This window comes from Microcoleus sp. (assembly GCF_041354475.1).
Lineage (GTDB): Bacteria > Cyanobacteriota > Cyanobacteriia > Cyanobacteriales > Microcoleaceae > Microcoleus.
In genome coordinates this window covers 124109-135320 of record NZ_JBGJZU010000006.1, presented here as the reverse complement: position 1 = coordinate 135320, position 11212 = coordinate 124109, and the positions used below count along the sequence as shown (strand labels likewise).

At 46.1% G+C, this 11212-nt stretch carries 8 protein-coding genes and 1 tRNA gene; all 9 read left to right on the top strand.

Annotation, left to right across the window (positions count from 1 at the left end; all coding sequences use genetic code 11):
• The first annotated feature begins 315 nt into the window (after positions 1-315).
• The 9 genes from ACBR23_RS04110 to ACBR23_RS04070 all read left to right on the top strand — a co-directional run bounded on the left by ACBR23_RS04110 (position 316) and on the right by ACBR23_RS04070 (position 11200).
• On the top strand, positions 316-855 hold the full coding sequence (locus tag ACBR23_RS04110) for a transposase (protein ID WP_371116957.1): 540 nt from the start codon (positions 316-318) through the stop codon (positions 853-855).
• A 307-nt stretch (positions 856-1162) separates the two neighbouring features.
• A complete protein-coding gene (locus tag ACBR23_RS04105) occupies positions 1163-1594 on the top strand; it encodes a hypothetical protein (protein ID WP_371118522.1) in 432 nt (143 codons plus the stop codon).
• Between the two features lie 13 nt (positions 1595-1607).
• Complete coding sequence (locus ACBR23_RS04100; RefSeq protein WP_340520683.1) at positions 1608-1943, top strand: hypothetical protein; 336 nt, start codon at positions 1608-1610, stop codon at positions 1941-1943.
• A gap of 78 nt (positions 1944-2021) precedes the next feature.
• The gene (locus ACBR23_RS04095) at positions 2022-2468 is read left to right on the top strand and encodes an SRPBCC family protein (protein WP_340550798.1); all 447 of its coding nucleotides are present in this window, start codon (positions 2022-2024) and stop codon (positions 2466-2468) included.
• Between the two features lie 181 nt (positions 2469-2649).
• Positions 2650-4656 (top strand): protein kinase, encoded by a 2007-nt coding sequence (locus tag ACBR23_RS04090; protein ID WP_371118521.1) that lies wholly within the window; start codon positions 2650-2652, stop codon positions 4654-4656.
• Between the two features lie 62 nt (positions 4657-4718).
• Positions 4719-4792: transfer RNA gene (locus tag ACBR23_RS04085), tRNA-Val, on the top strand.
• Between the two features lie 180 nt (positions 4793-4972).
• Positions 4973-8308, top strand: coding sequence for a protein DpdE (dpdE, locus tag ACBR23_RS04080; RefSeq protein ID WP_371118520.1), 3336 nt, complete (start codon positions 4973-4975; stop codon positions 8306-8308).
• Positions 8309-8422: 114 nt separating this feature from the next.
• Positions 8423-9208, top strand: a complete 786-nt coding sequence (locus ACBR23_RS04075) for a Uma2 family endonuclease (RefSeq protein ID WP_371116961.1) — start codon at positions 8423-8425, stop codon at positions 9206-9208.
• Positions 9209-9316: 108 nt separating this feature from the next.
• On the top strand, positions 9317-11200 hold the full coding sequence (locus ACBR23_RS04070; protein ID WP_371118518.1) for a response regulator: 1884 nt from the start codon (positions 9317-9319) through the stop codon (positions 11198-11200).
• Positions 11201-11212: the final 12 nt, after the last annotated feature.

Below are 11212 nucleotides of genomic sequence, written 5' to 3'. Positions count from 1 at the left end.
TTCCCAGGCTCTGCCTGGTAACTCAGATCCAGAGGCTCCGCCTCGCCCAAACCCACCAAAAATCCCCTAGTTTCCCTAGTTCCCAGGCTCTGCCTGGTAACTCAGATCCAGAGGCTCCGCCTCGCCCAAACCCACCAAAAATCCCCTAGTTTCCCTAGTTCCCAGGCTCTGCCTGGTAACTCAGATCCAGAGGCTCCGCCTCGCCCCAACCCACCAACAAACCCCTAGTTCCCCTAGTTCCCAGGCTCTGCCTGGTAACTCAGATCCAGAGGCTCCGCCTCGCCCAAACCCACCAACAAACCCCAGATTTTCACAATGGGAAGAAGCAGATACAAAGTCATATCTTCCGAAAACCAACCGCACTTTGTCACCTGTACAATAATCAACTGGATTCCAGTATTTTGTCAAGCAGAAATAGCACAAATAGTCTTGGATTCCTTAAGTTTCCTGCAACGGGAGAAGCGTTTAGCTTTACATGGTTACGTGCTGATGGAAAATCACTTGCACTTAATCGCAACTTCCTCAGAATTGTCAACGCAAATGAGAAATTTTAAATCATTTACGGCTCGATCGATAATTGACTTGCTTGAAAAAAATAAAGCTACCAATATTCTCGATCAACTCGCATTTTATAAAAAGCTACACAAAAAAGACCAAAAATATCAGTTATGGCAAGAAGGGTTTCATCCACAAGCTATTTTGGACGAGGAAATGCTCTTGCAAAAATTGGAGTACATTCATAATAATCCTGTTAGGCGCGGCTATGTTGACGATCCCGCTTGTTGGAGATATTCTAGTTATCGAAATTATCAGGGTCAGGATGGATTGTTGTCTGTTGATTTGATTGATTTTTGAGTTGGATGATTTGTTTTTATGAGCGAGGCAGAGCCTCTAGATCTGCGTTCCCAGGCAGAGCCTGGGAACGAGGAACGAACGAGGAACGAGGATAGGCTCTGCCTGGGAATTAGGATAACGAGGATAGGCAGAGCCTGGGAACTAGGATAACGAGGATAGGCAGAGCCTGGGAACTAGGATAACGAGGATAGGCAGAGCCTGGGAACTAGGATAACGAGGATAGGCAGAGCCTGGGAACTAGGATAGGATAAACGAAGATAATTAACCCTCTTGCTGCTAAAATATCACCAATCAACAACAAAAAATTATGAAAAAGTCACATCTGTTTCTAGCCACCCTCACTTCCATCGTCATGGTTATCGGAATTAGTGGTAAGGCTTTACTACAGCCATTGCCTCCCCTGCCTCCTCAGCCTCAAAGGTCTGCACAGCCTAACCAAAAAGCTAGTCAGAAACCCTCATTGCCCACCGACAAAACTCCCTTACCAGATCCTGATACTTTGCTAGATATCGTATCGAATTTCGTAATCAAAAAATACCAAAGCACTTCCTGTGAAGAGTTAGCTAAGATGAAACCCCAGCCTAACAAGAGTTCCGCCACTGCTGGAACACCGGAATCAGTCCTCCAGACTAAGGCAGTGGAAATGTTGCGGAAGAATCCTGAGATGCGGAAGAAGTTTATTAATCGAGTCGCCGGACCGATCGCTAATAAGATGTTTGAATGTAAATTGATTCCCTAAAGAGGACAAATTTATGAAAAAATTTCATCTTTTGTTTCTAGGCGTTTTAACTTCTGTGGGAATGGTTGTCAGTTCCTGTGACAGTTTTGTATCTCAGGAAGCTTTGTTGGATATTGCTGTCAATTTTGCGATCGCCAAATACGAAAAAGCTTCCTGTGAAGAAGTGGCCCAAATGCAGCCTCAGTCTAAGTCCACACCAGATTCAACAACTGATGGGGGGAAACAAGCTGCTCTGCAAGCAAAAGCGATCGAACTCTTGCAGAACAATCCTGAACTCCGTCAGAAATTTATCGATCGCGTCGCCGGACCCATTGCAAATAAGATGTTTGAATGTAACTTAATTCCCTAGATTTATATTAAAATCTTAGTAGGGCATAGAGAAATGTTTGTAACGAACAGCTCTCTCAAATATAACATCTAAAATCCCATGACTAATTGGTTAGAACATAGCGTACAAGTAGAAGTAGCAATTCCCATCGAATTAGCGTGGAAACTGTGGTCAGACTTAGAGCAAATGCCTCGCTGGATGAAGTGGATAGAATCAGTTCGCATTCTCGAAGACAACCCGGAATTGTCGAGGTGGAAACTCGCCACTGGTGGCTTAGAATTTAGCTGGCTGTCTCGGATTTTAAAATTAGTCCCCAATCAGATTATGCAGTGGGAATCAGTAGACGGTTTGCCCAATCGAGGTGCGGTGCGGTTTTACGATCGCAAAAACAGCAGCATTGTCAAACTAACCGTAGCCTATGGCATTCCCGGATGGTTGGCGAAATTGATGGACAATTCCTTTGTGGGGCGGGTAGTTGAATCGACACTTCAGGCAGATTTGGAAAGGTTTAAAGAGTATGCCCTGAAAGTTAAAGCAACCTCTTAAATTCTGAGGACTAGAGTCTTGACTACAAACCAAGATGCCCTTGGTAGTCAAGACTTGAGTCCGTCTGAAAGTTAGTAGTCAGCAGTTTAGTCCTTTAGCTTTTGATCGATCGTGCGAGACTCCATCTCCCATTGGTTTTCGTATGATAGAGATATCCTGCTGATTCATTCCTCTGTTGGTTATGAGTTACTGCCTCAATCCTGCTTGTCAAAATCCCCAAAATGCCGATCGCACCCAATTTTGTCTCAATTGTGGCAGCAAACTCTTGCTCAGAGAGCGTTACCGGGCCCTAAAACCCCTGGGGCGAGGCGGTTTTGGCCGCACTTTTTTAGCCATAGATGAAGACAAACCCTCCAAACCTCGCTGCGCCATCAAACAATTTTTCCCCTTAGCCCAAGGTACTAGCAGCACCCAGAAAGCAGCAGAATTATTCAACCGAGAAGCCGTGCGCCTGGACGAATTGGGAAAACACCCACAAATTCCCGAATTACTGGCCCACTTTCAGCAGGAAAACTATCAATATTTGGTGCAAGAATTTATCGAAGGTCAGAATTTACAGCAAGAGTTGGCGCGACACGGGGCCTTTAGCGAAAATCAAATTCTCAGTTTGCTGAAGGATTTATTGCCAGTATTGGAGTTTGTCCACTCGCGCAGTGTCATTCACCGAGATATTAAACCACCAAATATTATCCGTCGCCGCCCGGTTCAACCTTCCATTATTTATACTTACCCAACCCTAACGGGGGAATTAGTTTTAGTTGATTTTGGTGCGGCCAAAGTTGTCCAGGGTTCGAGAGAAACTGGTACTGTCATCGGTTCTCCCGAATTTGTCGCGCCGGAACAAATTCGAGGTCAAGCGGTTTTTGCCAGCGATTTGTATAGTTTGGGAGTGACTTGCATTTATTTGATGACTCAAGTATCACCTTTTGATTTGTTCGATCTCAATCAAGATACTTGGGTTTGGCGAGACTTTGTGAAGGTGCCAATCGATCCGAAATTGGGTCGCATCCTGGACAAAATGATCGAACCGAGTCTGAGTCGGCGCTACAAATCTGTGGCGCAGGTACTCCCAGATTTGCTACCGCAGCCGTCGGCGGGGACGGGCACGGCGACACCACCCCAGTCAGCCCCCGCAATTCCCGTGCCGCAGAGGATGCCTGTGGTGCAAAATACACTGCCGCCAACGGTTGCAGGCACGATTTTACCTGTGCCATCAATGCAGCGGGTTGTGCCGGCACAGGCCCCCACTTGGCGGTGTGTTCATACTCTGGTAGGCCACTCGAATGCTGTCACGTCGGTAGCTTTTAGTCCTGATGGTCAAACTTTGGCTAGTGGTAGCGAGGACAAGACGATTGAGATGTGGAAGTTGGATACCCTCAAGCGCTGGTATACTCTCACTGGCCATTCTGACTGGGTGACTGCTGTGGCTTTTAGTCCTGATGGGGCGACTTTGGCTAGCAGTGGCCGGGACAAAATGATTCACATTTGGGATTTGAATAAGGGTAAGTGGTGGTACGCTTTGGCTGGTCATTCTGACAGGGTTGCTGCTGTGGCGTTTAGCCCCAATGGTCAGGTTTTGGCTAGTGGGAGTCGGGACCAGAGTGTGTTGTTGTGGAATTTGAATAAGGGAAGGCGGATGTCGGCTTTGATTGGTCACGCTGATGGGGTGGAAGCGGTGGCTTTTAGTGCGGATGGGGAGTTTTTGGTTAGCGGGAGTCGGGACAAGACTTTGCGGTTGTGGGATTGGCAAACTGGTCGATCGATTTGTACTTTAGCAGAGCACGGGGATTGGGTGCGATCGACTGTTTTTGCTGGGAACTTCCCTCACCCCAACCCCACCAGGGGAGGAGTAGGAAAGGGATTGATTTTGGTGAGTGGGAGTCGGGATGGTACGGCGAAGTTGTGGCGGGTGGATACCCAGGAGGGGCGTGGCAGCTTGTTGCGGAGTTTCAGGGATAATTCTGGGGATGTTTTGTGTGTGGCCTTGAGCCCGGATGGTCGGGTTTTGGCTAGTGGGAGTCGGGATGGCACGGTTTATTTGTGGGATGCCCAGGCGGGGGGTTTGTTGGAAATTTTGTCGGGGCATGGGGGAGAGGTTTTGTCTGTGGCGTTTAGTGCGGATGGGGGTAGTTTGGCTAGTGGTGGGGGCGATCGCACTGTGAAAATTTGGCACCAAATTGGCGATTAGAAAAAACTTAATTTTTATGCTTGACATTCAAGGGATAGTTCTGCTACATTAGGAATTCGTGAGGACGCATAGCTCAGTTGGTTAGAGCACTACGTTGACATCGTAGGGGTCACTGGTTCGAGTCCAGTTGTGTCCATGAATTTGATTCCCATACCACATTAGCATTTCATTTATCCCTAGGATATCAATGTAGTGCTACTATGCGGTTTGTATCCGTTTTCTAAACTTAGCATCGTGGTTTTCTCTGAGTCCGCATCGGCGGACTTTGGTTGTTTAGAAGCGATGTTCATCGCCGAATTTGAAAGGGTTTTCAACTATGATTGATATTGGTTCCTTGGTCCGATCGCCTAAAAACGATTTGGGAGTCGGAAAAGTGGTCGAATTATCCCGCACCGAAGCCCTAATTGAATATTTTTGCTCAGTTAAAAACCGCCTTAGCAAAACAGTACCCCTAGGCTTGCTCCAAGAAGCCAGACTTCAGCGCCAAACTCGATGCTACCTCTGGAGCACCACGTTAGAGCGCTGGATTATTGGTCGGATTTATGACTGGGATGAAGATAGAATGCTCTACGACATCGACCTTCCTGATAGTCAAAGCATACAAGCTGTCGAAACAGATATTTATGTTCGCTGCAATATCCCGATCGCCGATCCGATCGACATTTTAGCTGTCAAAGGTCAAGAAACTCCCTATTTTCACGATCGCCGACTCGCCTTTGTTCAATCTACCATCACCCAGCGCGCCGTCAGCCGCGGTATGACAGGTTTAATTTCTGCCAACATAGACCTCTATCCTCACCAAGTTGAAGTCGTGAGGCGCGTCCTAGAAGACCCGATTGGACGCTATTTATTAGCCGACGAAGTAGGATTGGGAAAAACCGTAGAAGCTGGGACAATTCTCCGCCAATTTCTCCTAGATGAACCCAATGGCCGCGCTGTGGTGATGGTTCCCAAATACCTAACCCAGCAGTGGCGAGATGAGTTAGAAAATAAATTCTATTTGTCTCATTTTGCCGATCGAGTCCAGCTTGTTTCTCTTAGTGAAATTAATCAAGTTAGTCGCAATGCTAATCTAGATTTTCTGATAGTGGATGAAGCCCAGGAACTCGCGGCCATGGCTTATTCTGGCGATCGCACTCAGAAGCAGTGCTTTGAAATTTGCCAAACCCTCGCTCACAAAAGCAAAAATTTATTGTTATTATCTTCGACACCAGTTTTGGGACATGAGCAAGAGTTTCTCACAATGTTAAACTTGCTAGACCCCACAACTTACCGTCTTGATGATTTGGCAAATTTCAAAGAACAGGTGCAAAATCGTCAGGAAATCGGGCGCGCTTTGCTGGATTTTCGAGCTGAAACCAACCCTGGGGTTTTGCAAACAAAACTCGCTCAACTCCGCAGTTTCTTTGCTCAAGATGATTATTTAATCGGATTAGCAAATGAATTAGAAAGTTGTTGGAAAACTGAAGCAACCACAGAATGCGATCGCCTTGTCAGAACTATTCGCACCCACGTTAGCGATACCTACCGCCTGTACCGTCGAATGCTTCGCAATCGCCGAGACGCAGTGGAAGATGTGATTTTCGATCGAGATACTCTCCCCAAAGTTGAGTACGATCTCAATGACGAACAGTGGTCGGAAATTCACAGTATCCTGGAAAAATGGCGGACTCTCGCTCCTCATAAGAGCACCTATCAAAAAATCTTTCTCCTGTTTTTCCGAACTTCCGGTACCTGGCTGAATGTTTTGGAACGGGTTGTGAAAGCTCGTTTACAAAAGAAATCGACGGCGGAACTCGATCGCGAATTTGGGCAAAAGTACATGGGGATTGTGACTCAAACCGCCCTGTTTTCAGGAGAAAGCGCCCTCTTAGAATCTTTGCTCAATGCCCTAGAAAAGCCCCAGGAAGGAGTGGACAGACTGAGTTTGTTGAGAATCGTCATTATCCGATTTCTAGGCGTTGCGTTGAAGATTCCACCGGAGTATCACAGCAAAGCTCGCGATTTGTTGTCCCGAATTCAACAGCAAATTAAAAGACCGCTTCCCGGTGATAAATTCCCCAAAATAGTCATTTTTACCAGTTTTAATGAAACTTGTAAAGCCATTGCTGAAAATTTAGCGAAGATTTTGGGCAAAAATGCGATCGCCACCCATGAAACTAGCAAATCAGCCCCCGATGTTGAAGCGAATTTGAAACGGTTTAAGACTGAGCAAAATTGCTTTATCCTAGTATGCGATCGTTCGGCGGAAACCGGAGTGAATCTGCAATTTGTGGATTGGTTAATTCACTTCGATTTACCGTGGCTTCCCAATCAGTTAGAACAAAGATTAAGTAGAGTCGATCGCATTGGTAGCAAAATGGGAGTGCAGTTTTGTTTGTTTGCAGGCCCAGATTTGCCAGAAAGTCCCCACGAAGCTTGGTTTCAAGTTTTAAAAGATGGGTTTGATATCTTCAACAAATCTATTGCTAGTCTTCAGTTTTATGTCAATGAAAAAATGCCAAAACTTGAAGAAAAATTGCTGACAGAAGGAGCAAAAGGCCTAGCTAGCGAAATTGAATTAATCCAAACTGAAATCGTCGCCGCCAAAGTCAAAATTGACGAACAACAGGTTTTGGATGAAATTGACCTGTTTGAGGAAAGTGCATCTGAGTATTTTGAAGCCCTCGATGATTGCGATGCTAAACATAAAGAAATGCAGCGGGCGACGGAAGGTTGGATCTGTCAAGCTCTGAATTTCAAACAGGTTGAACATCCGAGTATATCGGGGTTGGTGCGCTATCAACCTAGTCAAAAAACCTTGATTCCTTCCAATGATTTGAGAACCCGATTGATTCCCTATTGTCAGCAATATGGTAGTTACAATCGCCGCGTTGCTCACCAAAATTTGGATGTCGCTCTTTACCGCATTGGTGAGGGATTGATCGATGCGCTTAGTTCTTATATTCGCTGGGACGATCGGGGTCAGGCTTTTGCATTGTGGCGTCACGATGAAAGTTGGGATGCGGAGGAAGGTAAGGAGTGGTTTGGATTACAATTTAATTATTCAATCCAGACAGATTTGCAGCCTGCTTCGCAAGTTCTGAAAGCCAAAAATATCGAAAATTACAACTTGAAAGCTTTGCAAAGACGGGCTGATGCTCTATTTCTGCCTGTTTTTGAAACGGTGTTTGTTGATGCTCGCAGCGGGCAGATGTTGCTGGTGGAAGAGGCGGAAATTTTGAATATTTTGCAGCGGCCTTATAAGGGGAAAGGTGGCCCGAATCGAGATTATAATTTGTCGAAAAATCGGACGGCGATTCTCGACAGTTTTGTCGATCCGCTGGAATGGGATGATTTTTGTCAACGGGGAAGGCTGAGATCGGAGGAATCGCTGCGTGGGCGATCGGCTTTTGTCGAAATGTGCGATCGATCGGCTGTGAGTGCTGCAATTCAACTGGAAAACCGGGTGAATCAATTGCAATTGCGCTTGAATCGGCTGTCTCAATCTGAACAACTTTTAGAGTCGGTTTTGGCTGATGAAATTAGCACGGAAAGTGTGTTAAGTCAAGCGGTTTTAGCGGGAATTCGTCAGCCGCGTCTGACTCTGGAATCTGTGGGATTTATTGTGATTTCTGGGCGTGCTCCTGTGAAGTCGGAGGATGAAGGATAACTGGTTTGAGTAGAGTGCGATTAATGTTAAAATTTAAAACAGCGATCGCACTCCAAGGCTAAAATAAATAAGGCTAAAATAAATACAAAACCTCTTAACCCAAATCCACCAGCCATGACAGCAGTTCAAAAACTAGCGCCTTCCCAAGATATACAACAAAATGTTATCTTTCCTCCTGGTGACTTATATAGTGACGAACCTCCGATGGAAACCGAACTTCATCTGCGACAAATGATCCTGCTCCTCCAGTGCTTAGAATGGCTGTGGAAAGACAGAAACGACTTCTACGCTGCTGGTAATATGACCATCTACTACAGTCCCCGCCAGCTTAAATCTGAATTGTGCCGAGGCCCAGACTTTTTTGTAGTTTTGGACACAGAACGAAAAGCTCGTAAAAGTTGGGCTGTCTGGGAAGAAGATGGCAAATATCCTAATGTAATTGTCGAGATTTTATCGCCAAATACAGCGTCAATTGATAAAGGGTTCAAGAAACTACTTTATCAAAATACGTTTCGCACCCATGATTATTTCTGGTTCAATCCGTATAATTTAGAACTTGCTGGATTTCATTTAGTAGATGGGGAATACCAGCCACTGGAACCCAATTCGCAAGGACTTTTGTTTAGTCAACAACTCGATTTATGTCTGGGAATACATGAGAAAAAATTGCGTTTGTTCACAACAGAAGGAGAACTTCTCCCTACCCCTGAAGAGGTAGCTCAAAGAGAGATGGAACGAACTCAAAGAGAGATGGAACGAGCTCAAAGAGAGATGGAACGAGCTCAAAGAGAGACTCAACGTGCTGAACAAGAGACTCAACGGGCCGCACAAGAGACGCAACGTGCCGATCGCCTGGCCGCCAAACTGCGAGAATTAAATATTGACCCTGATACAATTTAGCAATTTTTGTTGAGAGAATAGCGAGGTTGATATGACTCAAATAAATCCCGATCGCACTACTGGAACAATTGCGATCGATGTTTGCGATAAATCAAACGGGCAGTATAGATGAAATTTCTGCTAGTAGAGGACGATCGATTGCTGAGTGCAACACTGGCAAAGGTGTTGGAAGCAAATCATTACGGGATCGATCGGGCTTTTGATGGAGAAGCTGCACTAGAATTAGCAACCGCAGTTGAATATGACCTGATTTTGCTAGACGTGCAGATTCCCAAACTAGATGGAATTAGTCTCTGTCGGAAATTGCGATCGCAAGGCTACCGCAAACCGATTCTGTTACTGACGGGAAACGATTCAGATGCAGATGTGGTGGCAGGGTTCGATGCTGGCGCTGATGATTACATCAGCAAGCCCTATGCTACGGACGTATTACTGGCAAGGATACGCACATTATTGCGGCGCTCTCAAGCACTTTCCCCGGAAAATTCTACTAACAACCCATCCGCTAATACATTGACTTGGGGAAATCTTTGTTTAGACCTCGATTCCGGTCGAGTCACGTTTGGCGAACAAGTTATTTCACTGACAGCGAAAGAATACAATCTGCTGGAATTATTCCTGCGAAATCCCGATCGCATCTTCAGCCGCAGTGCCATTTTGGATCGCCTGTGGGGATTTGACGATGCACCAACCGATCGCGCTATTAACACTCACATTAAAGATATCCGCAAAAAACTCAAAGCAGGTGGGTTAACCGCAGAAATCCTCGACACAGTTTATGGCATGGGCTATCGACTTAAGCCGCGCCCGCAATCTGCGCCGTCTGATTCAAACAATTCTGACACTGACAGCACCGCCAAACATCAATCCCCTGTGGCAGATAAGTCAGCGCTCGACAAACTATTAAAGCGGTTTCGGGGAACCTTTAACCAACAAGTTGCCGTATTGGAACAGGCAAAAACTGCTCTTTTGGCAGGAAATTTAGAAAAAGAATTACAGCAAGCCGCCAAGAATGAAGCGCATAAATTAGCAGGCTCTCTGGCATCTTTCGGTTATCCTGAAGGATCGAAGTTGGGACGATCGGCAGAGCATTTGCTGATGAAAGATCGCCCCTTTACGGCCCAAGAAATCGCTCGATTCTCGGAAGTGGTGACAGCGTTGCAGCAGGAATTAGTGAAACCACCAGTTACGTCAACGGCTGCATCATTGCCTACAATGTTATCGCATCGGTTGCTAGTGGTTGATGATGATGCTGCGTTAACGGAACGCTTAAAAATAGAATCCGAAGCTTGGGGATTGCGAATTAAAATTGCCCCGAATCTGGCCGCCGCCCGATCGCGCATTGCCTTGTCAATGCCTGATGTGATATTATTAGATTTAAGCTTTCCAGAGACAGAGGAAGATGGATTGACGCTGCTGCGAGAACTCACCGAGCGATCGCCTAATCTGCCTATAATTGTATTTACTGGACGAGACACTCTTGCCGATCGATTAGCAGTATCGCGGTTAGGTGCTAAGCAATTTCTGCATAAACCCGCCACCACAAAGCAAATTTTTCAAGCAATATCCCGCGTCTTACCCAAAACTCAAACATTACAAGCCAAAGTGTTAATTGTTGACGATGACGAGGCGGTGTTAGCTCACTTATCGGCATTGCTAACACCTTGGGGGTTGGAGGTAATAACTTTAACCGAGCCCCAGCGATTTTGGGAGATGCTGCTGAAAACTTCGCCCAATTTAATCATACTAGATCTGTCGATGCCACAGGTAAACGGGCTAGAGTTGTGTCAGGTGGTGCGACAGGATGTTCAGTGGGGAGATTTGCCGATTTTAGTTGTCACGGCTCACACCGATGCCGATTCGCTTCAGCAAGCCTTTGCCGCGGGAGCCGATGATTTTATAACTAAACCCGTGTTGGGGCCAGAACTCGTGACGCGGGTGCTCAGCCGGATCGATCGCACTCATCGTTTGCTGAAGTCTGGGAATACTTAAAATTAACAAAAA

Coding starts and splice junctions, on each gene's coding strand:
- ACBR23_RS04110 (WP_371116957.1), top strand. CDS start 316: ATGGGAAGAAGCAGATACAAAGTCATATCTTCCGAAAACCAACCGCAC.
- ACBR23_RS04105 (WP_371118522.1), top strand. CDS start 1,163: ATGAAAAAGTCACATCTGTTTCTAGCCACCCTCACTTCCATCGTCATG.
- ACBR23_RS04100 (WP_340520683.1), top strand. CDS start 1,608: ATGAAAAAATTTCATCTTTTGTTTCTAGGCGTTTTAACTTCTGTGGGA.
- ACBR23_RS04095 (WP_340550798.1), top strand. CDS start 2,022: ATGACTAATTGGTTAGAACATAGCGTACAAGTAGAAGTAGCAATTCCC.
- ACBR23_RS04090 (WP_371118521.1), top strand. CDS start 2,650: ATGAGTTACTGCCTCAATCCTGCTTGTCAAAATCCCCAAAATGCCGAT.
- dpdE (WP_371118520.1), top strand. CDS start 4,973: ATGATTGATATTGGTTCCTTGGTCCGATCGCCTAAAAACGATTTGGGA.
- ACBR23_RS04075 (WP_371116961.1), top strand. CDS start 8,423: ATGACAGCAGTTCAAAAACTAGCGCCTTCCCAAGATATACAACAAAAT.
- ACBR23_RS04070 (WP_371118518.1), top strand. CDS start 9,317: ATGAAATTTCTGCTAGTAGAGGACGATCGATTGCTGAGTGCAACACTG.